20 protein-coding genes and 2 tRNA genes are annotated in these 21,899 nt (G+C 48.7%); 11 read left to right on the forward strand and 11 right to left on the reverse strand.

The features are described 5' to 3' along the window. The first annotated feature begins 14 nt into the window (after positions 1–14). Together AC2204_RS18525 and AC2204_RS18530 are read left to right on the forward strand one after the other, a co-directional pair. Positions 15–90 (forward strand) — tRNA-His (locus tag AC2204_RS18525). Between the two features lie 47 nt (positions 91–137). Further along, a tRNA-Pro gene (locus AC2204_RS18530) sits at positions 138–214 on the forward strand. Positions 215–620: 406 nt separating this feature from the next. Here AC2204_RS18530 and AC2204_RS18535 read toward each other — a convergent pair. The 4 genes from AC2204_RS18535 to tesA all read right to left on the reverse strand — a co-directional run bounded on the left by AC2204_RS18535 (position 621) and on the right by tesA (position 4,473). Next, positions 621–1,484 carry a TraB/GumN family protein gene (locus AC2204_RS18535; protein WP_318927271.1) on the reverse strand — a complete coding sequence of 288 codons (864 nt, stop codon included), beginning with the start codon at positions 1,482–1,484 and terminating at the stop codon, positions 621–623. A gap of 146 nt (positions 1,485–1,630) precedes the next feature. Further along, complete coding sequence (locus AC2204_RS18540) at positions 1,631–2,485, reverse strand: co-chaperone YbbN (protein ID WP_318927272.1); 855 nt, start codon at positions 2,483–2,485, stop codon at positions 1,631–1,633. 548 nt (positions 2,486–3,033) lie between these two features. Next, positions 3,034–3,861, reverse strand: a complete 828-nt coding sequence (locus AC2204_RS18545) for an SDR family oxidoreductase (protein ID WP_318927273.1) — start codon at positions 3,859–3,861, stop codon at positions 3,034–3,036. 12 nt (positions 3,862–3,873) lie between these two features. Then, complete coding sequence (gene tesA, locus AC2204_RS18550; RefSeq protein ID WP_318927353.1) at positions 3,874–4,473, reverse strand: multifunctional acyl-CoA thioesterase I/protease I/lysophospholipase L1; 600 nt, start codon at positions 4,471–4,473, stop codon at positions 3,874–3,876. On the opposite strand from tesA, the gene AC2204_RS18555 reads away from it, so the two are divergent. After that, positions 4,472–5,146: an ABC transporter ATP-binding protein gene (locus AC2204_RS18555; RefSeq protein ID WP_318927275.1), complete on the forward strand. Its 675-nt coding sequence runs from the start codon at positions 4,472–4,474 to the stop codon at positions 5,144–5,146. The two genes, tesA and AC2204_RS18555, sit on opposite strands and share 2 nt — an antisense overlap. After that, positions 5,143–7,596: an ABC transporter permease gene (locus AC2204_RS18560; RefSeq protein WP_318927276.1), complete on the forward strand. Its 2,454-nt coding sequence runs from the start codon at positions 5,143–5,145 to the stop codon at positions 7,594–7,596. Before AC2204_RS18555 ends, AC2204_RS18560 begins: the two co-directional genes overlap by 4 nt. 25 nt (positions 7,597–7,621) lie before the next feature. Here the strand turns inward: AC2204_RS18560 and AC2204_RS18565 are convergent, their stop codons facing one another. Further along, complete coding sequence (locus AC2204_RS18565) at positions 7,622–8,524, reverse strand: TIGR01777 family oxidoreductase (RefSeq protein WP_318927277.1); 903 nt, start codon at positions 8,522–8,524, stop codon at positions 7,622–7,624. Positions 8,525–8,879: 355 nt separating this feature from the next. Here AC2204_RS18565 and AC2204_RS18570 point away from each other — a divergent pair, with 355 nt between their 5' ends. The 6 genes from AC2204_RS18570 (at position 8,880) to focA (ending at position 13,130) form a co-directional block, all read left to right on the forward strand. Next, positions 8,880–9,614, forward strand: a complete 735-nt coding sequence (locus AC2204_RS18570; protein WP_318927279.1) for a DUF1538 domain-containing protein — start codon at positions 8,880–8,882, stop codon at positions 9,612–9,614. Between the two features lie 18 nt (positions 9,615–9,632). Next, complete coding sequence (locus AC2204_RS18575) at positions 9,633–10,427, forward strand: DUF1538 domain-containing protein (RefSeq protein WP_318927280.1); 795 nt, start codon at positions 9,633–9,635, stop codon at positions 10,425–10,427. Then, positions 10,427–10,777 (forward strand): P-II family nitrogen regulator, encoded by a 351-nt coding sequence (locus AC2204_RS18580; RefSeq protein WP_107284219.1) that lies wholly within the window; start codon positions 10,427–10,429, stop codon positions 10,775–10,777. The genes AC2204_RS18575 and AC2204_RS18580 overlap by 1 nt, the downstream gene beginning before the upstream one ends. Further along, on the forward strand, positions 10,774–11,190 hold the full coding sequence (locus AC2204_RS18585) for a CBS domain-containing protein (RefSeq protein WP_318927282.1): 417 nt from the start codon (positions 10,774–10,776) through the stop codon (positions 11,188–11,190). Before AC2204_RS18580 ends, AC2204_RS18585 begins: the two co-directional genes overlap by 4 nt. Positions 11,191–11,274: 84 nt before the next feature. Then, positions 11,275–11,823: a phosphodiesterase gene (gene yfcE / locus AC2204_RS18590; protein ID WP_318927284.1), complete on the forward strand. Its 549-nt coding sequence runs from the start codon at positions 11,275–11,277 to the stop codon at positions 11,821–11,823. Between the two features lie 461 nt (positions 11,824–12,284). After that, positions 12,285–13,130, forward strand: a complete 846-nt coding sequence (focA, locus tag AC2204_RS18595; protein WP_318927285.1) for a formate transporter FocA — start codon at positions 12,285–12,287, stop codon at positions 13,128–13,130. Between the two features lie 111 nt (positions 13,131–13,241). On the opposite strand, the gene pta is transcribed toward focA, so the two are convergent. Next, complete coding sequence (gene pta / locus AC2204_RS18600) at positions 13,242–15,392, reverse strand: phosphate acetyltransferase (protein WP_318927286.1); 2,151 nt, start codon at positions 15,390–15,392, stop codon at positions 13,242–13,244. A 141-nt stretch (positions 15,393–15,533) separates the two neighbouring features. Continuing rightward, positions 15,534–16,730, reverse strand: coding sequence for an acetate kinase (locus AC2204_RS18605; RefSeq protein WP_318927288.1), 1,197 nt, complete (start codon positions 16,728–16,730; stop codon positions 15,534–15,536). Between the two features lie 334 nt (positions 16,731–17,064). Between AC2204_RS18605 and yfbV the strand changes: the two genes are divergently transcribed. After that, positions 17,065–17,514 (forward strand): terminus macrodomain insulation protein YfbV, encoded by a 450-nt coding sequence (yfbV, locus tag AC2204_RS18610; protein ID WP_318927289.1) that lies wholly within the window; start codon positions 17,065–17,067, stop codon positions 17,512–17,514. Positions 17,515–17,618: 104 nt separating this feature from the next. On the opposite strand, the gene AC2204_RS18615 is transcribed toward yfbV, so the two are convergent. From AC2204_RS18615 to AC2204_RS18630, 4 genes are all read right to left on the reverse strand, one after another. Then, complete coding sequence (locus AC2204_RS18615) at positions 17,619–18,413, reverse strand: ABC transporter ATP-binding protein (RefSeq protein ID WP_318927291.1); 795 nt, start codon at positions 18,411–18,413, stop codon at positions 17,619–17,621. Between the two features lie 15 nt (positions 18,414–18,428). Further along, positions 18,429–19,355, reverse strand: a complete 927-nt coding sequence (locus AC2204_RS18620) for an ABC transporter permease (protein ID WP_318927293.1) — start codon at positions 19,353–19,355, stop codon at positions 18,429–18,431. 93 nt (positions 19,356–19,448) lie between these two features. Then, positions 19,449–20,414, reverse strand: coding sequence for an ABC transporter substrate-binding protein (locus tag AC2204_RS18625; RefSeq protein ID WP_318927295.1), 966 nt, complete (start codon positions 20,412–20,414; stop codon positions 19,449–19,451). A 523-nt stretch (positions 20,415–20,937) separates the two neighbouring features. Next, complete coding sequence (locus tag AC2204_RS18630) at positions 20,938–21,894, reverse strand: ChaN family lipoprotein (protein WP_318927297.1); 957 nt, start codon at positions 21,892–21,894, stop codon at positions 20,938–20,940. Positions 21,895–21,899 lie beyond the last annotated feature (5 nt).

Below are 21,899 nucleotides of genomic sequence, written 5' to 3' on the forward strand. Positions count from 1 at the left end.
GACCACTTACAATGGTGGCTATAGCTCAGTTGGTAGAGTCCCGGATTGTGATTCCGGTTGTCGCGAGTTCAAGCCTCGTTAGCCACCCCATATTCAGGTAATGCATGCATTTCCTTGGCAATAAGCCTAAAACTGTTCGGTGAATAGCGCAGTTTGGTAGCGCATCTGGTTTGGGACCAGAGGGTCGGGGGTTCGAATCCCTCTTCACCGACCATATAAAGAAAGCCCCGTCGAAAAACGGGGCTTTTTTTCGACCAAAATTCAGTAAACAGCGCAGTTTGGTGGCGCATCTCCGGCTTCTGAGAAATAGCGGACCATAGGGGCGGGGGTTCACCAGACCTTGAATCGGCTCTTCACCGACCACATAAAGAAAGCCCCGTCGAAAGACGGGGCTTTTTTTCGATCAAAATTCAGTGAACAGTGCAGTTTGGTGGCGCATCTCCGGCTTCTGAGAAATAGCGGACCAGAGGGGCGGGGGTTCACCAGACCTTGAATTGGCTCTTCACCGACCATATAAAGAAAGCCCCGTCAAAAGACGGGGCTTTCTTTCGGTCAAAATTCAGTGACCAGCGCAGTTTGGCGGTGTATCTCCGGCTTCTGATCGATAGCGGCCAGTTCTTTTAGTCGCAGTTAGCGGACATTTCCTGAGTCAAACGCGTAACGGTAAAACCGCGCTGCTTAAGTAAATTTGGTAAGCCTTGCTCGCCGAACAGATGAAATGCCCCCACGACAACCATATAGTGCCCCTGCTGATACTGTTTATCGTTGGCCAGTGTATCTGCCCAATGCTTATTCCTATTAAAAATAAGTCGATTATCGGTTTCATCTGAATAATGACTCTCTTCAAATAATTGAATGAGTTGCTGACTGTCACCGGTCTGCCATGCTTCGATCAAACAAGATAATTCACCTCGCATTTGTTCCCATTCATTGATTGTACTTACCAGCATTTCTTTCCCATGGTCGGGTAAATCTTGCAGCAGAGTTAATTGTTGCTCGATACTCTCCAGTTCGAAAATCGGCAGGCCCTGGTTATCAGCTCTTTTTAACAATATATAGTCAATCCCTTGTTCCGTATTTAAGCCCATATGATTGGCCAGTGCCATTTGCAGACTCACGACAGTTAACCAAGGCGGGTTATCGCTGAGTGCGCGGTAAGGAAGATTTAATTGATTGGCGATATCCGTGAGTTTCTGCATTTCTTCAGTGGTTAACTGGCTATGAGATGTTGGTCCCGAAGTTTCGATATCCATTGGCGGTGGATTCAGAATATTGGCTTCGACGATCAACCCGTCGGCTGATTGCCACTGTTGCAAAAAAGCCTTGGGCAATGGATACATAGTGTCTGTGCCGGCATGGATGGAGCCGAGAATAACGAACTGGCGCTGGGCATCTTTAGCCAGCCATACGATGGGTTCAGCTAAAGCTGAATTGGAGAAAAAAGGCAGTATGAGAAGTGCTTTTGAAAGTAACGATTTAAACATAATAGGTTCAGACCATTAAACAGCTGACTTTGTTATATCAGTATCTGCCGTCTTTTGCCATATTGAGCGGTACTGCAATATGGGGGGATATGAGGTAAAAAGGCCAATAGAGCATGGCCTTTTCTAGATGAAGTGGTTTTTATCTGTTAGTAAAGCAGGGAGTAGAGCTGGCGACGGTACTTGCCTGCCACAGGATTGCCCTGTCCCAGTGCGGCCAGAATATCCATCATCGTCTTTTTTGCATTACCGTCTGCGAAATTCAGATCCTTTCGCAGAATTGTAATTAGCAGTTCGAGGGCTTCTTCCTGACGGTTTACCTGGCTATATTGTACAGCTAAGTCAAAAGAGACTTCCGCATTAGCCGGGTTAGTTGCCAGTTTCTCTTCCAGTGAACGAATTTCCGGTGAATCGCTTGCTTGTTTGTGCAGCTCAAGTTTTGCCATTAAGCCTTTGAATTTAGCATCCTGATCCTGCATCGGCACGGTTGCTAACAGGGGTTCAGCTTCATCAAATTGCGCCGTTTCAACTAAACATTCAGCAATGGCTAAAGCGACAATACTATTTTTCGGGAAGCTGGTGGCAAGCTGGCGAAGTACTGGCAATGCCTGGGCATAATCCTGGTTATCGACCAGGGCTAACGCCTGTTTCAGTTGCATTTCTTCCTGGCTCGGCAAATGCTTGCTTAGCATTTCACGTAAGCTTTCTTCGGTTTGCGGACCCGCGCTGCCATCTGCCGGCTGGCCATTCTTGAACAGGGCAACCGTTGGCAGCCCCCGAACACCAAATTGTGCCGCGACCGCCTGTTGCTGTTCACAGTCCAGAGTTGCAAGTACAAGTTGTCCCTGATATTGCGCTGTGATTTTTTCTAGTAATGCATTAACTTCCGCAGTTTCAGGCATTGAGGGAGCCCAAAAGCTGATGACAACGGGTGTTTGCATTGACTGCTCAATCACTTGTTGCAGGTTTTGTTCATTCAGTTCAATAGCTAATTTTTCGTACATGCCATTCATTCCATAGACTGTTTAGTTATCTCTATCGCATTATTACTGAATAAGCTGTTATTTGATGCGATTGGTACTAAAGATATGGGGATAGATTCAGGATTATCAAGAAGTCGCGCAGTTGGCAGTGAAAATGGAGAGCATTGGTCGCTCTCCTTTTCAGTTTTGGAATGTTAACAGTAGTGCGAGTGTCACGAAGACGCAAAGCAGATTTATCTGACGCAATGTCATAATTCCCCCTCAATATATATCATGTGTTGAATGTGCCGGAGGAAAATGATCAATACGGGGTTCCTTCAGCCTACATCCAGTAAGGTACTCTTTTTATATGACACTAATGTGACATTATTGTATCTTTTTGTCGTGTCGAGCGAAGGATTGGCATTAAGGGCTATTAATTTAGCTTATGCGCATTAATCCGAGCTGTTTTTGAATCGGCTAACATGTTTTTTAGCTGTTCGCAGACGCCGTTGCGACAAGATAGGCGACACAGTCTGGTCTGGATACCAAACCGTGCAAATAGCGATAAAAACCAGGTTATATAAGGCTTAATTACTTTTTATCAGTAATTTATCCAGCCAGCGCGTAGGCAGTAATCGACGCAGGAAGCCGAAGATATAAGTCGGCTGAGTAACGAAATAGCGAGGTTTTGGCTTATCGTTGCTAATTATGTGTAGCAACGGTTTTAAAACGGCTTCAGGAGAGAGCGTAAATTTATTTGATGGCGAGGATTTGCCCAATCTCTCCAGCGTCTTTTGGTAACTCGGCTGGTGGCGGGAATTCGCTATATTGATGTACTGCTCAAATTTTTGTTTGGCATTTTCCCTGAAGAGGCTCTTGATAGGGCCGGGTTCAATCAAGCTAACCTCAACCGGGGTATCTGCCAGCTCCAGCCGCAGTGTGTCGGTGTAGCCTTCCAGAGCGAACTTGCTGGCGTTATATGCGCCACGGTATTTCATGGCCACCAGCCCCAGTACCGAACTGTTCTGAACAATTTTGCCGCGGCCTTGCTGCAACATCAACGGGATCACCGCTTTGGTTAATTCATGCCAGCCAAACAGGTTGGTTTCAAATTGCTCACGCAGTGCCTGGGTGGGCAAGTCTTCCAGTGCGCCTGGCTGACCATAAGCGGCATTATTAAACAATATATCTAATCTGCCGCCGGTAATTTTAAGTGCCTCTGTCAGGCCATACTGAATAGATTGGCTGCAGTTGAGATCAATCTGGACACAATGCAGTCCCAGTGCCTGAAGTTCTGCGACGTCTTCAGCGCGGCGGCAACTGGCGATAACCGTGTAGCCAGCCTGATGAAGTGCCAGGGCGCAGTGGCGTCCGATACCAGTACTGCAGCCGGTAATAAGTATAGAGGTTGTCATAGCTGTCCGTATTTAAAGGTAAGGGGTTAATTGTGAAACCATGAACTCTGCAATCCAGGGTTGGGCAACGGCTTTAGGGTGAAGACCATCAGCCATTATCCATTCATCCCTTAAAATGATCCTTTCCAGGAAAAAAGGCAGTAGCGGCGTTGCAAATTCTTTGCTGAGCTGCGGATAAATTGTCCTGAATGTTTCGCTGTAGCGTTTACCGTAGTTCGGGGGGACATGGATTTGCATCAGCAGGGCCTTGGCATCCATCGCCTGAATTTGGATTATCATCTGGCTGAGGTTGTTGCGGATGGTGGCTGGCGGGAAGCCGCGCAAACCATCATTCGCACCGAGCTCAATAATGACGTAGTCTGGGTTATGTTGTTGTAATAAGGCTGGCAGCCGGGCTAATCCGTTGCCTGTCGTATCACCAGAGATGCTGGCATTAACGACGGTCATGTTATGTCCTTGTTGCTGTAGCATTGGTTCTAATAGTACAGGCCAGCTCTGATCTGCGCGCATTTGGTAACCTGCGCTCAGGCTGTCACCAACGACCAATAGCGTGTTGCTCCAGGCGTTTAGTGAAAATAAATAGATCAATAAAACTGAAAGGATTCGCATTATGTCAACTTCCGTGATTAAGGCTGTATCTGTTTCCAAACAGGTGACGACGGCAACGTCATCACTGACCATTTTGCAGGATGTTTCTCTTGAGGTCGAGCAGGGAGAGGCGATTGCTTTAGTTGGTGTGTCGGGGGCTGGTAAATCGACTTTGATGACCCTGCTTGCAGGGCTGGATATTCCGAGCTCCGGTGAAATTGAACTGCTCGGTAATATGCTTTCACAATTGGATGATGAGGCGCGTGCGGCGTTGCGCAGTGATGCGATTGGTTTTGTATTCCAGAGCTTCTTACTCATTCCGTCTTTAAATGCCCTTGAAAATGTCATGTTACCGGCGCTTATCAAAGGGGAGGCGGGGGATGCTGCACGTGCTGCTGAGCTTTTACATCAGGTTGGACTGACCGGGCGTGAAACACATCTGCCATCGCAACTATCCGGCGGTGAACAGCAGCGGGTGGCGTTGGCGCGTGCTTTTATGACCCGGCCCAAGGTGCTATTTGCTGATGAACCGACCGGGAATCTTGACCAGTATACGGCTGCGACGATCATTGATTTACTGTTTGCGCTAAACCGTGACCATGGCACCACTTTAGTGCTGGTAACTCATGATCCTCAGCTGGCTGAACGGTGCGACCGTACTTTGCTGATCCATGGCGGTAAGGTGGAGGCAGCATGACAGAGCAGAGTGGTACCCGTCTGGCGGCAGGGCAACCGAGACAAGGGTTGCTTTTAAAATGGAGCTGGCGGGAGTTATGGCATGGCCAGCTATGGCCGGTTGCGGTTGCACTTACCCTGATTATTGCCTGTGTGTTTGCTCTTGCCGCGCTGGTGGTTCGGGTTGAAAAGATCATGACGGATCAGGGCCGATCTGTCCTTGCTGCTGATCTGGTGCTGGTTTCAGGTAATCCGATCGCACCGTCATTGATCAGCAAAGCTGAGGAGCTTGGCCTGACGCTTTCTCAGCAAACCCGTTTTGGCACCATGACATTCAGTGAACACCAGATGCAATTAGTCAGTGTAAAGGCTGTTGAGGGTGATTTCCCTTTACGTGGTGAGCTGGTGCTGAAAAGTTTGCAGGATAAACGTAACCGGGTGCAGCCGGGTGAGCTGTGGCTGGCGGAGCGACTGTTCTCGTTATTGGAAGTGAAGCAAGGGGATGTTGTCGCGATTGGTGATACTGAGCTAAAAGTGTCTGGTAAAATTGAGCAAGAGCCGGAGCTCTCTTTCAATCCGTTCAGTCAGATGCCTGCGGTATTAATTCATTATGATGATATTGCCAGTACGGGCGCGATTCAGCCCGGCGGCAGAGTGCAATACCGGGCTTATTTTACGGGGAGTGACGACACGTTAGCCGCGCTGCAGCAAGGCATCGAGCTACAACCGGGTCAACGCTGGCTGAGTGAAACGACTCAGGGGAGAACGGGGGAGCTGATCGAGCGGGCACGGCAATATCTTTCTCTTACCCTGATCCTGGTGATCATGATGGCAACGGCAACGCTGGTCTTAACGTGTCAGCATTATACGTCAACGCGTATTGAAACCGTTGCCATGATGAAGAGTTTAGGCGCAAGCAAACGCTGGTTATGGCGGTGGTTGTCGGGGCAGCTGGCGATGTTATTTTCACTGGCTGCCGTTGCCGGTGTGTCTATCGGTTGGGGGCTTGAAGCGTTGTTGCGTTTGCCCTTGGCTGATGTCTTGCCGGACCCACTGCCGGCAATGGGATTCTCGCCATTACTGATCAGTCTTTTTGTTGCTTTGCTGGTGGCTGTTCCCGGGGTGGGGATTTCTCTTCTTCGCCTGTTGGACACACCCGCCATCTCAGTTATTCAGCAGCAGGCCGACTGGCCGAAACCGCGCAAAGGTTACGGCCTGTTACTGTTCCCGGTTGCCGCAGCACTGATCTGGTTTGGTGATAATAAATTTATGTGGATGACCCTGGCCGGGCTAGCCGTGGTGCTGCTCCTGTTAGCTGTCTTAGGGGTTGCGGTGGTGTCGTTGCTGCGCAAAGGAACATGGGGGCCTGCTATGACACTGGCCCTGAGCCGTATTGGTCGTAGCCGCCTGACGACAGGCGCTCAACTGGCTGCGCTCACCAGTTCGCTGATGTTGCTGGCTGTAATTTGGTTGCTGCGAACGGATCTACTGGCTGACTGGCAACATACCTTGCCGGTTGATGCGCCGAATGTATTTGCGATTAATATCAGCCCGGATCAGCAGCAGCGTTACCTCGCAGATCTGGATAACAACAAAGTACCTCGCTCTGAGGGATATCCGGTGATCCGGGGGCGTCTGGTGGCGGTTAACAACAATGACGCCTTAGGTCAGGAGCACGATCCGGAGCAACGTGATGAAGCGCTGAGACGAGAGTTAAATTTCACCTGGCGCGATACCTTACCTGTCCATAATCAGATTGTTGAGGGTGAATGGACCACCACCACAGGGGTCTCGGTTGAGGCTGGGTTGGCTGAGCGACTAGGGATCTCGTTGGGTGATGAGCTGAGCTTTAATGTCAACAGTCAGCCCTTTACCGCGACCGTTAACAGTATTCGCCTGGTGGAATGGCGCAATATGCGGCCAAACTTCTATTTCATCTTCACACCTGATGTGATGGCGAATTTACCTGCAACCTGGCTGGTCAGTTTTCGTATAGAGCAAGATCAGAACGAGCTGGTTAATCAGCTCGGGCGGGATTATCCTACGGTCAGCTTGTTGGATCTGCGCACGATGGCTTCACGGATCCAGCTGATGCTGCAGCAGGTCTCTTTGTCATTGTCGGTGCTGGCGGGGGTAGGCGTAGTCAGTGGCTTACTGCTAGTCATGACATTATTACGATTGAGTCTGTCTCAACGCCAGCAAGAGATAAAGCTATACCGCACGTTGGGGGCCAGTAAACAGCGTATTTCTGCAACGGTTTGGGGCGAATACGGCATCATGGCACTCTTGGCCGGGATCATGGCTGTCGCCGGTGCCGAAGCCGTTGTGGCGGCGTTGGTAACGTGGGGGTTTGAACTGCCAGTACAATGGCATCCGACATTATGGTTGATCTTGCCGGTAGCGGCCCTTGGCCTGGTGCTGATGATGATCAGCACGATGTTGAGGCAGTTACTGCAGCCGTTACGAGCATAGTATACCGGTGAGTGATCAGGCCTGTTTATTTATACTCGGTCAGGATGTCTCTCAGGGCATGTTCCAGCTCTGGGTGACAGAAATGGAATCCCTGCTCCTGCAGCTTTGCGGGAAGGGCCCGCTGGCTATCAAGCAATAAAGTCGCGGATTCGCCAAGTCCGAGTTTTAATAACCAGGCCGGGATGAAAAAAAGGTGTGGCCGGCGCAGTACGGTTGCCAGAGTCCGACTGAATTCTTTGTTAGTGACCGGATTCGGCGCGGTGAAATTAAATGCCCCCCGGGCGTCAGGGTGCTTGATCAGAAATATAATACCTTTGACCATATCCTGCAGGTGGATCCAGGGAAAATACTGTTGCCCATTGCCAATGGGTCCGCCTAATCCCAGCTGATAAGCCGGTAACATTCTGGCAAGAGCCCCGCCATGTTTAGCCAGTACAATACCTGTGCGTAACAGGCAAACGCGGGTTTGTTCTGATTGTGCGGCTAATGCCGCGTCTTCCCATTTTTTGCAAACCAGGTGAGCAAAGCCGTTATTACTGACTTCCAGACTCTCATCGAAAGAGACGGAGTTTTGGTTACCATAAATACCGACAGCCGAACCGCTGATAAAAGTGTGAGGGGGGGTATCACTCTCTTTGATCTTTTTCACTAGCGCATCCGTGATGACACAACGGCTTTCACAGATGATCTGCTTTTGTTTTTCACTCCAGCGTTTATTGATGATGGGTTCACCCGCCAGATTAATCACGATGTCGAAATCATTCAGGTTGCCAAGTTTGTCCAGGTTGGTAATGACCTTGATATGGTGCCCCAGTCGTTGATAAGCCTTCGTGGGGTTCCGGCTGAGTACGGTGACATGATCATGATTAAAGTGAGGGAGCAGTGCCTTGCCGATAAACCCGGTACCACCTGTAATTAGAATGTTCATTATCGTACTTCATCCTTAATTATGTACTTAATGCCAATTGAAGCGCCTTAGGTATAAGTATAAACAATAGTTATTGTTCACTATTTATTCTTTAATTATTTTTATTCAATGAGTTAATTATTAGTGTGGGGGATTCTTGCACGGTATGGAGGATTGTTAGGACGGTTGCGGCCATAACTGATACCGACCTGATAGCAGAATGTGTTTTATCCTAATGAAAGGCAAGATCTTTGTCTGTTCGGTATTCAATTATGTGCTTAACTTCCCGACTCATACATTAATATTTGTTTTGCCAAGGTAAAGGGTTATTAATATAACGTATTGATTGATGTCTGCGCAGCATATAGGGGGAGGAGTGAAAGCAATCGTCGCCTTATTTCGATCCATGCTACTGAGTTTGCGTGATTTGCTTCCCATCATCGGTGTTATCAGCTTCTTTCAGCTGGTTGTTTTGCAACAGCCTTTACCTGAGTGGGGCACCATTTTGCTCGGGTTACTTTTCGTGGTAATAGGGCTGACATTTTTCATCTTCGGCTTAGAGATGGGATTGTTCCCGATTGGCGAAACGATGGCCCGTGCTTTTGCCAGCAAAGGGAGCTTGGTCTGGTTACTCATTTTTGCCTTTTGTCTGGGGTTTGGCACCACCATTGCTGAGCCCGCTTTGACTGCCGTAGCTCATGAAGCGGCAGAAGTCGCCGCTGAAGGGGGGATGATCGCTAAAGATGAATCCTCCCAGAAAGACTATGCATCCGGCTTACGCTTAACCGTCGCTTTTTCTGTTGGCTTTGCCATTATGATCGGGGTGCTGCGGATTCTGAAAGGGTGGCCGATCCAATGGATGATTATCGGTGGCTATGGCGTGGTGATGGCAATGACCTGGTTTGCCCCTCCCAGCATTATCGGAATTGCCTATGACTCCGGGGGGGTAACGACATCGACCATTACCGTGCCCTTGGTGACGGCATTGGGGGTGGGGTTGGCTTCGTCTATTAAGGGACGGAACCCGATGGTTGATGGTTTCGGGCTAATCGCCTTTGCTTCGCTGACTCCGATGATTTTCGTCATGGGGTACGGCATGTTTTTGAGTTAGTGAGGAGTCGCGGTAGCAATGATGCAGTTCGCTTCAATCCTTACCCATTTTACGGGCACATTGCTGACAACGATCAGGGATGTGGTGCCGATTGCGATCATCATATTTGGCTTTCAGTTAGCCGTATTGCGCCGCCCGGTCGCGAACTGGCACCGAGTTGCTCTGGGCTTTTTCTATGTCATTCTGGGTTTATCACTATTCTTGATGGGTTTGGAGCTGGCTTTGTTTCCGTTAGGTGAATCAATGGCAACGCAGCTGACCGATCCCACATTTTTGTTTGGTGAAGGGGCGTTGATCCCGGAGAATATTCATTGGTCAGATTATTACTGGATTTACCTGTTTGCGGCGGCCATTGGTTTTAGTACTACGGTGGCGGAACCGTCTTTGATTGCAGTGGCAATCAAAGCGAATCAGGTCTCCGGTGGTACGATCAAGGTGAGTGGATTACGTATCGCTGTTGCAACAGGAGTGTCGGCAGGGATTGCATTAGGCAGCTACCGTATCGTCGTGGGTGATCCGCTGCATTACTATATTATGGCGGGTTATATTATTGTGGTGGTGCAAACTCACTTTGCACCGAAATCGATTGTTCCACTCGCTTATGATTCCGGTGGTGTGACGACTTCAACAGTAACAGTACCAATTGTTACCGCTCTTGGGCTTGGATTGGCGTCTACCGTACCAGGACGTAATCCGATGTTAGATGGTTTTGGTTTGATTGCCTTTGCCAGTTTATTTCCGATGATAACAGTGATGGGGTATGCCCAGTTGTCGGCCTGGCTTGGCGAGAGAAATCAAAGGAGATCTGAATAATGCGTTTTAAATTAATAGTCGCTTTTGTCGAAGATACAAAAACGGATGCTGTTCTGGATGCGGCTCGCGAGGCGGGTGCGACCGGGGCGACGGTCATCAACAATGCCCGCGGTGAAGGGTTACGTAAAAGGAAAACTTTTTTTGGCCTGACCCTCGAAGTACAGCGTGATGTGTTATTACTGGTGGTTGAAGAACATCTTGCTCGCTCGATATTGGAAACCATTGAAAAAGTCGGTGAGTTTGATAATAAAAACGGAGAGGGGATAGCCGTTCAGTTAGATGTAGAGGATGCCGTAGGTGTCGCTCATCAGGTTGAAGAGCTGACCAAGGTCGTGGAGGATAAACTATGAGAAAACAGCCGATTGTTCGGGTACGGGATGTGATGGCGAATACCTACGCGATTGTCGAGGGGATCACCACGGTGGCAGAGGCGATTGTGATTGCCAAAGAGCGTCAGGTGAAAGCACTGATTGTTAACAAGCGCCATGACGACGATGAATATGGCATTGTGTTGATGAATGATATTGCCAAGAAAGTGCTGGCCCAGGACCATTCACCCAAGCGTACCAATGTCTATGAGATAATGACTAAGCCCGCTTTGTCTGTGAATGCCTCTATGGATGTGCGTTATTGCGCACGGCTGTTCGAGCGGTTTGGCATTAGTCGAGCCCCGGTGATAGAAGATGGCAAAGTGATGGGAATGGTCAGCTACAACAATATCGTGCTGAATGGCATGCTGCACGAGGACGTCTCAATAGATTAGACGCATTAGGAGTCAACATAGAAATATCGTCACTATCGGCGTACTATTTCAGGTTATTCCGTTCTATATATTGTGATTTTTTTCATGAAACTATTTTTTGCTTCCGATATTCACGGTTGTGCCGTGAGCACCCGGGCCATGCTTACTGCGTTTGAACACAGTGGCGCTGAACACTTAATCTTGCTGGGGGACGTGTTAAATCACGGGCCAAGGAATGCATTGCCTGAAGGGTATGCACCGACAGAGGTGGCTGAGTTATTGAATCAGTACGCGGATAGAATTACTGCGGTGAGGGGAAATTGCGATAGTGATGTCGACCAGATGCTGCTCGATTTTCCAATGATGGCAGATTATAACCTGGTGCTGTTGCCTCATGGCAGACGCTTATTTCTGACTCACGGCCATCTTTATAATGGCGATAAGCATCCGCGGTTAAGAGCGGGAGACGTGATTGTCTCTGGCCATACCCACCTTCCTCTGGCAGAGCCAAAAGGTGAGTTTTTTGTTTTCAACCCAGGCTCGGTCACCATGCCCCGCGGAGACTACCAAGCAAGTTTTGGCTTGCTTGAAGACAATACCCTTAAGGTAGTTACCTTTGACGGTGGCATAGTTTGTCAGACTGAGTTGGCGTAAAAGCCAACTTATCGCAGCGAAAGCGGCTGAGCCGCCGCTTTTCAGACACCATGAAGTAGCTTGAAAGTCGTTATACCCCAGTAACCTCCTGGATAGTCCACCGAAACATACATGCCCGCCGCACCACGACCTCGTCAGAACAATCTCTCGCTTTGTATCCGTAACTGTCAGTATCCAAATTAACTCAGTGGTCAGCGAGCAGCAATGGTATGGGAAGTGGCGGGTCTCATGAAAATTTCAGAGGAATGGATTAATGATTGTGAGGGCTTTTTTGATCGAATTGATTAATACAATTACTGAAATGTTTAACTATGTTTACTAAATCTGTTGATTCGGTATATTCGAGGTATTGATTCGGTTATATCGAGTTTTTATTGTGATCGAGTCTTGAATTTTGTTTGGATTAGATCCACTATCCAGCCACTTTTTTATGTGTTTCAGTGAGCATCAGGTGCGAGTTTATGAGTCAGGGTCAGTTTGATTCCCTTTTACCGCCTCAAATGGCGGAAAAAGCGGCAGATATTGGGGTAAGTAAAGCGACCAAAGATCCCATCAAGTCCTTTATGCTGGCGATTACTGCCGGTCTTCATATCGGAATTGCTTTCGTTTTTTATACAACCGTAACAACCGGAGCCGATGATATGGCATGGGGCATGGTCCGGTTGGTTGGCGGGATTGCCTTCAGTCTGGGACTTATTCTGGTTATTATTACCGGTGGCGAGTTATTTACCAGCTCTGTCCTTACCTTAGTTGCGAGAGCCAGCGGTAAAATAACCTGGAAGAGCCTCTGCGTTAACTGGACTATGGTCTACGTGGGTAACTTGATTGGTGCGCTGCTTTTGGTGGGTATTATGCTGGTAACAAAACAGTATATGTCGGCCGATGGCGGTGTGGGTATTAATACGATGAAAATTGCCCAGCACAAGTTACATCACGATTTTTTCCAGGCGGTTGCCCTTGGTATTATGTGTAATGTGCTGGTTTGTATTGCAGTTTGGATGACCTTCAGTGGGCGAAGCCTGACGGATAAAATATTGGTTACGATCTTGCCTGTGGCAATGTTCGTATCTGCCGGTTTTGAGCACTGTATTGCAAATATGTTTCAGGTGCCAATGGCGATTGGCATCAAGACACTGGCTTCGCCTGAATTCTGGCAAATGAGCGGAATGAATCCGGCTGACTTTGCTGACTTAACGCTGGGTAACTTCATTATTAACAACCTCATTCCTGTGACGATCGGCAATATTATCGGAGGTGGTGTCTTTGTTGGTATCGGTTACTGGCTGATTTACCTGCGTGAAGCCTAATGTCATCGGGCTAATATAGTGGTAATGACATTATTTAGACCATAAAAAACGGCCTCGCAATGCGAGGCCGTTTTATTTGATTAGCTTTTGTATCAGCCTAAGAGCAAATTATTAAGCTGCGTCTTCAGCTTGTTTCGCCTGAATCGCAGTCAGTGCGACGGTGTAGACGATATCGTCTACCAGTGCGCCACGAGAAAGGTCGTTAACCGGCTTACGCATGCCCTGAAGCATAGGACCGATAGAAACGAGTTCTGCTGAACGCTGTACCGCTTTGTAGGTCGTGTTACCGGTGTTCAGATCTGGGAATACGAATACCGTTGCCTTACCTGCTACCGGAGAGTCCGGCGCTTTAGAAGCCGCTACGTTTTCCATGATTGCCGCATCGTACTGGAGAGGACCATCGATGATCAGATCAGGACGCTTCTCTTGAGCAATGCGGGTCGCTTCACGTACTTTGTCTACGTCTGCACCCTTACCAGAAGTACCGGTAGAGTATGAGATCATCGCAACGCGAGGCTCGATACCGAATGCTTTCGCAGAATCTGCCGATTGGATTGCGATTTCAGCCAGTTGCTCAGCGTTTGGATCCGGGTTGATTGCACAGTCTCCGTATACCAGTACCTGATCAGGCAGCAGCATGAAGAAGACGGAAGATACGATAGATGCGTCAGGTGCGGTTTTGATGATCTGGAACGGCGGTACGATTGTGTTAGCAGTCGTATGGACGGCACCAGAAACAAGGCCATCAACCTCGTCGTTTTCTAGCATCATTGTGCCAAGGAAAACCGTATCCTGCAGTTTTTCACGAGCAACGACGTCAGTCATGCCCTTGCTCTTACGTAGCTCAACCAGACGAGCAACATATTGCTCACGAACGAGGTCAGGATCGATGATCTTAACGCCGGCACCTAGAGTTACGCCTTGCTGTTCAGCAACACGTTTGATTTCTTGTGGGTTACCAAGAAGCACACACTCAGCAATGCCGCGTTCAGCACAGATTGCCGCCGCTTTAACGGTACGGGGCTCGTCACCTTCAGGAAGAACAACACGCTTAGCCGCTTTACGCGCAAGCTCCGTTAGTTCGTAACGGAATGCGGGGGGGCTCAGACGGCGTTCACGAGAAGAGCCCTCAGATAGCGAGTCAATCCACTGACCATCAATGTGGCTGGCCATGTATTCGTTAACGAGTTCTACACGTTCTTTATCGTCAGCAGGTACTTCCAGGCTGAAGCTCTGCAGGTTCAGAGACGTCTGCCAAGTGTTACCTTGTGCCGTCATGACAGGCAGGCCTGTTTTGAATGCACGGCTACACAGATCCATCACAGGCTTCGGCAGTTCATAGCCGCCGGTCAGAAGCAGGGCACCGATTTCCATGCCGTTCATTGCAGCAAGGCATGCCGCCACGATAACGTCAGGACGGTCTGCCGAAGTGACCAGAAGTGAACCCGGACGGAAGTGCTCAACCATGTTCGGGATAGAACGCGCACAAAAAGTGATGCTCTTAATACGACGAGTCGCGATCTCACCGTGGTTGATGATTTCAGCGTTAAGGTGCTTTGCAATATCCGTTGAACGTGTTGCGATTAGCTCAGAGCTCCATGGCGCACAACCAAGTACACGGATTGGGCTAGAGTTGAACACTTGCATGACTTCAACATTTGAAGGGATAGTCGCTTCTGCATCGTCAAAGATTTCAGACAGATCAGGACGAGTACGGCCTTCAGCATCGACGGGTGCGTTTAGTTTGTTAACAATAACGCCAGAGATTTGCTTGTTCTTAGTACCGCCGAAGTTAGAACATGCTACTTCGATACGCTCTTTAAGTTGTGCTGGGTTATCTGTACCTGGCGCCACAACGAAGACGATTTCAGCATCCAGCGTTTTTGCGATTTCATAGTTAATCTGGTTAGCAAATGGGTGCTTGCGAGTCGGTACCAGACCTTCGATTAAGGCAACTTCAGAACTTGCTGTCGCTTCTTTGAAACGGGCAACAATATCTTCTAGCAGTACATCACTCTTATCGTTACGGATAAGTTCTTCTGCATGCGCCATTGAAAATGGTTCTGCAATTTTCATATCGCTGTTAGCACGGATGATCGTTGTTGTCAGATCAGGCTGTGGACCACCGTGACGTGGCTGGGCGATAGGCTTAAAGAAAGAAACGAGAACGCCTTTGCGCTCCATTGCACGAACAACACCAAGACTAACGCTAGTTAGGCCAACACCAGCGCCAACTGGGATAAGCATAATAGTACGGGACACTATGAATTCCTCAAACTATTGAACAATACAGTGCGGTTAAATAATTACTCATCGAACAACTATAGAGCAGCACCACATAAAGTGTGTAAAAACACATGAAAAAACGGCCGGCCTAGGCCAGCCGTTTTGGTAATCGTTAAATTAGATTGCAGCTAGGCGCGCGGTATCTTCTGCGATCACTAGTTCTTCGTTAGTTGACACAACCATTGCTGGTACACGGCTGTTGTCTGTAGTGATAACACCTTCGCCGCCGAAACGTGCTTTAAGGTTTTTCTCACCGTCAACTTCCACACCCAGAATAGCAAGGCGGTTCAGAACCATCTCACGAATCGGTGCAGAGTTTTCACCGATACCACCAGTGAATACAATCGCGTCCAGACGACCTTCTAGAGAGGCTGTGTAGCCAGCAACATACTTAGCCAGACGGTGACAGAACACGTCCATCGCACGAGTTGCTTCTTCTTTCTTGCCGTAGTTATCTTCAACGAAACGACAGTCAGAAGTCACTTGGGTCAGACCGAGAAGGCCAGACTCTTTAGTCAGCATGTTGTTGATTTTCTCAACAGAGTAACCCAGTGTGTCGTGCAGGTGGAAGATGATCGCAGGATCGATATCACCACAACGCGTACCCATTACCAGGCCTTCAAGCGGCGTCAGACCCATAGAGGTATCTACAGACTTACCGTTCTTGATTGCACAAACAGATGCGCCGTTACCCAGGTGGCAGTTGATGATGTTCAGTTCATCTTCAGGCTTGCCTAGGATCTCAGCTGTCTCACGCGTGATGAACAGGTGAGAAGTACCGTGCATGCCGTAACGACGGATAGCGTGGTCTGTGTATAGGTTGTACGGAAGTGCATATAGATACGCTTCTTCAGGCATTGTCTGGTGGAAAGCAGTATCGAATACAGCCACGTTTTTCAGTGCTGGGAATGCTTTCTGAGCCGCTTTAATACCGATGATGTGAGCCGGGTTGTGAAGAGGTGCAAGTGCTGCACAATCTTCGATACCTTTAACTACCGCTTCGTCGATAAGTACAGACTGAGTGAACTTCTCGCCACCGTGAACCACACGGTGACCGATAGCGGCCAGGTTATCTGCCAGCTCTGGCTTAGACGCAATAATGGTATCGACCATGAATGCTAGAGCTTCTTCGTGCGCAGCACCGTCGCCTAGTTGTGCTTCGTGCTTGCCATCAAGTTTCCACTTGATACGAGCTTCTGGAAGGTGCAGACATTCTGCAAGACCTGTCAGGTGCTCATCACCTGAAACAGCGTCAACAATTGCGAACTTAAGAGAAGAGCTACCGCAGTTAAGAACTAGAACCAGCTTAGACATGAGTGACTACCTATAATCTGTCTGAAAGTTGATATTCAAATTGAATAAAAAAAGTACCCATGGAGTAGACGACAATGTATTTAGTCGACCTAATCTGGGTCAAATTCGTTTTGTCCGTATAATAGAGAATTGAGTAACCCGCAATTCTGGGTCATCCTTGAGAGTGCCATGGGTTGCCAGAATGATAAATACAGGCAACAATTACTTTAAGGCGCGCTAAGGATAGCGATTGTTATGCAATATAACAAAAAGATTTTTAGAAAAATTTAATTTGAATCAACTTTATTGTCTCTAAATTTGAATTTTTACAGTTTTTTTTGATGGTTGGTGTTTTATGAGTCAAGAAACGATCTGGCAGAATTTTCAAAACGGTCAGCAATATATGGCAACATGGCCGATACGCAAAGAGCTCGCTTTGATGTTCCCTGAGCCGCGATATATTAAAGCAACAAAATTTGCGACCCGTGTGATGCCGGCTATTGCAGTGATGAGTGTGCTAAGCCAAATGGCATTCAACAACTATGATGCATTGCCTCAGGCGATTGTCGTGGCCTTTTTTGCGCTGAGTATGCCGCTTCAGGGGTTATGGTGGTTAGGCAAGCGAAGTCGCACTGTACTTCCACCGTCATTAGCAACTTGGTATCGCGAAATTTACGAAAAGATAAAAAATGAAGGATATGCGATGCAGCCATTGAAAAAGCAGCCTCGCTATTTGGAACTGGCTGAAGTACTGAACCGGGCATTTCAGCAACTGGACAAGACGTCGTTAGAGCGGTGGTTTTAGTTAAGAGCTGTCCTATGGACCTGAGGTTCTAGGGATAAGACGTTGCGAGTAACTCGATTCGAGTAACGAGATACTCGTCACTCGAATCCGCCTCTCGATACTCGTTAGCTCAACAGCAAACTATCATCTGCCAGTTCTTCGCCCCGTACTTTGCTGAACATTTCCAGCAGATGCTTCACGTCCATCTGGTCCCGTTCATGGCCATCAACATCTAACACGATTTCGCCCTGATGGAGCATGACAGTGCGATCGCCATAGGCCAGCGCATCTTTCATTGAGTGAGTGACCATCATGACTGTCAGATCGAACTCTTCAACCACTTTTTTAGTCAGCGAAAGAACGAATGCCGCCATACGCGGATCCAGTGCCGCAGTATGCTCATCAAGCAGTAACAGTTTACTGTCAGCAAGGGTGGCCATTACCAGACTTACCGCCTGACGCTGACCTCCCGATAGCAGACCAATACTGTCGCCCAGGCGATCTTCCAGCCCTAAGCCTAAGATACTGATCCGTTCTTGAAACAGCTTTCGACGATGGGAAGAAAGTGCCATTTTCCAGCTGCGCTGACTGCCTCGCTTATAGGCCAGCGCCATATTTTCTTCAATTGTCAGTGAGGCACAGGTGCCTGCAAGGGGATCCTGAAAAACACGGGCGGCATACTGAGCGCGCTCATGCACAGACTTGTCGGTGACATCGATATTATCGATCAATACCTGCCCGCCGCTCATCGGGGTTTCACCGCTCACCGCACCGAGTAAGGTTGATTTACCCGCACCGTTTGAACCGATCACGGTGACAAACTGTTTTTCCGGGACAGTTAAGCCGACGCCTCGCAGGGCCTGGTTCTCTAAAATAGTGCCTTCATTGAAGGTAACGCGGATATCATTTAATTCAATCATCTTTAGCTTTACCACCTAGGCCAGTTTTTTTGCCGCAATGACGCGTTTCTTTTTACGGTGAAAGCTGCTTTTCATACGCGGGGCAATCAGCGCGGCAGCGACCAGTACTGCAGTGATCAGATTAAGGTCTGATGCTTGCAGGCCGAACATGCCAGAGCTTAATGCAAAGGCAACAGCCAGACGGTAAAGAACCGAACCCACGATAACAGCAACAACAGCGACCCAGATTTTTCGGCCGGGGATCAGCGTCTGACCCAGAATAACCGCCGCTAAGCCGACAACAATTGTACCGACACCGGAAGTGACATCCGCAAAGCTGTTGGTTTGAGCAAACAAGGCTCCAGAGAAGCCGACAAATCCGTTAGAAAGGGCTAAGCCAAGGTAAGTGTACAGTGCCGTATTTCCCCCTTGGGCATTGACCATGCGGCTATTCACCCCCGTTGCCCGCAGACCTAAACCAAAGTCACTGGCGAGCAGACGGATAATGAACCAGGCGCTTAAGCCGACGAGCAGGGCAACAACCAGTAAGCGGATCAGATCTGAGTCTAACCCGTTGTTCATGGCGAAGGTTTCGAATGGCGTCAGAATAGTCTCTTCACCCAGCAGGGCAAGATTGGGACGTCCCATAATACGGATGTTGATCGAGAAGGCGGCAATCATGGTCAGGATACTGGCGAGCAGATGTAAAATATTACAACGGATCGCCAGGAAGCCCGTTACCAGGCCACACATTCCACCGGCAATTATCGCCAGTAAGGTGGCTAACCAAGGGTTGATCCCCGCAACAATAGCGGTTGCCGCAACAGCGGCACCCATGGGAAAACTGCCATCGACAGTCAGATCGGGAAAATCTAATACCCGGAAGGTCAGGTAAACCCCAAGGGCAACCAAGCCATAGACTAAACCTATTTCCAGCGTACCGATGAAGGCAAAGAAAGACATCAAAAACACTCCTTGTCTTTAGAGAGATAGAGGCAAGTACCGAGAGGCGAGTGACTGGAAATATCTCGCTTCTCGTTACTCGCAACCTAATATTTACTTCTCTATTGTCGTAGCACGCTCTAATACCGAAGCCGGGAAAGTAATGCCCAATTGATCAGCCACTTTTTGGTTAAGTGCCAGATCTGAGCCTTTGGCGACTTTAACGGGCAGATCTGCGACTAGGGTTCCTTTTAAAAGGGCATCGACATAATCAGCCGTTTGCACGCCAACCTGGTAATAATCGAATCCCAAAGCGGCTAGTGCGCCGTTGGCAATGTAAGTGGTTGATGCACCAATGATGGGCTTTTTAGCCTGATTAGCCGCGTTGACTAAGCCATCAATGGCACTTGCCACCGTGTTGTCGGTTGGGGCATAGATAACATCCGCTTTTGAAGCGACGATTTGTGCGGCAGACTGAACATCGGCACTTTTAAGCGCGGTGCCTTCAACAACGGTCAGCCCTTTGGCATCAGCCGCTGCGCGTAGCAGTTCAACAAGTGCCACCGCATTGGCTTCACCGGGATTGAAGACAACCCCGATACTTTTCAGATCCGGGATAAGTTCTTGCATTAAATCGACATGCTGGGCGACAGGAGAAAGATCCGATAAACCGGTTACGTTACGACCGGGTTTATCCATGTTCCTGACCAGCTTAGCGCCGAGGGGATCGGTTACGGCGGTAAACACGACAGGAATTGTGCGGGTAGATGCTGCCAGAGCCTGCGCTGTTGGTGTCGCAATACCCACAAGTACATCGGGGCGCTCCCCCACAAATTGTTTGGCAATCTGTACGGCAATGGCGGGGTTACCTTGCGCGGTCTGGTAGGTGAATTCCAAGTTTGTTCCTTCAATATACCCTTTTGCCTTCAGGCCATCTAACAGGCCCTGACGAGCCGCATCAAGCGCCGGATGTTCAACAATTTGTGATACGGCGACTTTAGCCATACCGGCCAGTGCTGATGCTGATAATACCAGTGATGCTGTGACACACGCTGCGGTAAGCAGTTTCTTTCCCTTCATTGCGAGCTCCTTGCTTCTATTTATTCAGATCATGGCGAAATCATTTGTGCATGTTGTTGGTGTCTTTGTCTTGCCCGATGCCATGTTGTCCCTGTCAGAATATTGTTTTATCGCAAAGGGAAAAGAAAGAACATCTAATTTTTAACAAAATAGAAACAAGAGACATGCCATATATAGGGTTTTTGTGTGTTTTGTTGATATATATAACCAAATACTTTTCTTGATTTAGTTTAAGTACTGGCTGGCGAGTGCGATTGTGGTTAATCATACTTATTTGGCATTTTGTTGATGTGTCGATCAGTACTGTGTCACGAGGTAATAGAATGCTTGTTCAGCTAAGGGTAAGGAACATAAGGTAGTTTAGATGTGATAGAGATACTAGCGGTCTCTCTCCCAAGAACCCCAGTACCAATGTTGATGGATGATGACCGGTTCAAAGTCCATGAAAAGAGGTATGTGCCTGGCCGCCGATGGGGTTCTGTTCTTCTCTTTTCTTTTCTTTTCGTTATACCAACCCCATTAGCTATTTATAACATTTCAAAGCGTTGTTTCTGCCATGGAGCCCTTTCATCGCAGCCATCATATTATCTTTATTGACGTAGTCTTCGGGTAACGGCATCACGCTGACGCGGTAATCTGGCGCTTGTGCGGAAAGACGGGATGTGTCAGTAACCGGTGTCACCATCACTATGTCCAAACCAGAGTTGCGGGCTTTGATACGAGCAGCCGTTCCCAAACCTTCTGCGACATGAAATCGGCCTGCCACATGAATGATCTGCCGACCCGGGTGCTGTGCCAGATAATTCACCATACTCTCTGCCATGGTATCGTCCCATGCGGTTTGTGCGGCAAACAGGTGCTGCGTTTTGGCTTCCTCGCCATGGTGCATCAAAGTCGTAAATTGGGTCTGGTACGCATCGGGTGTCAGGGTAAGCTGCTCGGCCACCCACTTCCGTTCATGTTGCGGCAGGCGATCGAGGTATGCTGCGCCATTCTGCCCGATACAACGGACGATGGATCTTGGTGCATTCGCTGCAATCACATCTAAATTATGCTGTTTGGCAAATTCAACCAGCGGGCGGTAATCGCTGATGTAATTTGGCCATGCATTAGCGTCTTTGATCAGGGTTTGCTCGCCAATTGTTCCTGCCAGATATTGATCCAGCACCGATTGATGATCTCGGGTGAATTGCTCCATCGACAGTGCGATATTTGGATTCTGGCGATAAAGTTGGGCCAAGAGTTGCGCTTGCATTAAATGCACGCCAGGGTGGCCATGCCATTCGCCGACTAAAATAATATCGGCACCTGTGATAGCCAGGCTGAGTTCGTCCAGGCTGAGCGGTGTGCCTTGGGCTGATGAGATTGAGTAATCATACATAGTCGGCGCGAGGGGGGATGCTGAGGTGGCGGTTGAAACGGGTTGACCGGCACAGCCCATAAGCAAACTTACCCATCCCAGAGAAAACCATTTTTTCATTATTT

The organism is Photobacterium sp., assembly GCF_057456235.1.

Bases quoted from the DNA above. Each gene is read 5' to 3' on its own strand.
- AC2204_RS18620 (WP_318927293.1), bottom strand. From the start codon at position 19,355: ATGTCTTTCTTTGCCTTCATCGGTACGCTGGAAATAGGTTTAGTCTAT.
- AC2204_RS18615 (WP_318927291.1), bottom strand. From the start codon at position 18,413: ATGATTGAATTAAATGATATCCGCGTTACCTTCAATGAAGGCACTATT.
- AC2204_RS18580 (WP_107284219.1), top strand. From the start codon at position 10,427: ATGCGTTTTAAATTAATAGTCGCTTTTGTCGAAGATACAAAAACGGAT.
- AC2204_RS18540 (WP_318927272.1), bottom strand. From the start codon at position 2,485: ATGTACGAAAAATTAGCTATTGAACTGAATGAACAAAACCTGCAACAA.
- AC2204_RS18545 (WP_318927273.1), bottom strand. From the start codon at position 3,861: ATGACAACCTCTATACTTATTACCGGCTGCAGTACTGGTATCGGACGC.
- focA (WP_318927285.1), top strand. From the start codon at position 12,285: ATGAGTCAGGGTCAGTTTGATTCCCTTTTACCGCCTCAAATGGCGGAA.
- AC2204_RS18565 (WP_318927277.1), bottom strand. From the start codon at position 8,524: ATGAACATTCTAATTACAGGTGGTACCGGGTTTATCGGCAAGGCACTG.
- AC2204_RS18625 (WP_318927295.1), bottom strand. From the start codon at position 20,414: ATGAAGGGAAAGAAACTGCTTACCGCAGCGTGTGTCACAGCATCACTG.
- AC2204_RS18585 (WP_318927282.1), top strand. From the start codon at position 10,774: ATGAGAAAACAGCCGATTGTTCGGGTACGGGATGTGATGGCGAATACC.
- yfbV (WP_318927289.1), top strand. From the start codon at position 17,065: ATGAGTCAAGAAACGATCTGGCAGAATTTTCAAAACGGTCAGCAATAT.
- AC2204_RS18575 (WP_318927280.1), top strand. From the start codon at position 9,633: ATGATGCAGTTCGCTTCAATCCTTACCCATTTTACGGGCACATTGCTG.
- AC2204_RS18630 (WP_318927297.1), bottom strand. From the start codon at position 21,894: ATGAAAAAATGGTTTTCTCTGGGATGGGTAAGTTTGCTTATGGGCTGT.
- AC2204_RS18605 (WP_318927288.1), bottom strand. From the start codon at position 16,730: ATGTCTAAGCTGGTTCTAGTTCTTAACTGCGGTAGCTCTTCTCTTAAG.
- AC2204_RS18535 (WP_318927271.1), bottom strand. From the start codon at position 1,484: ATGTTTAAATCGTTACTTTCAAAAGCACTTCTCATACTGCCTTTTTTC.
- AC2204_RS18555 (WP_318927275.1), top strand. From the start codon at position 4,472: ATGTCAACTTCCGTGATTAAGGCTGTATCTGTTTCCAAACAGGTGACG.
- yfcE (WP_318927284.1), top strand. From the start codon at position 11,275: ATGAAACTATTTTTTGCTTCCGATATTCACGGTTGTGCCGTGAGCACC.
- AC2204_RS18560 (WP_318927276.1), top strand. From the start codon at position 5,143: ATGACAGAGCAGAGTGGTACCCGTCTGGCGGCAGGGCAACCGAGACAA.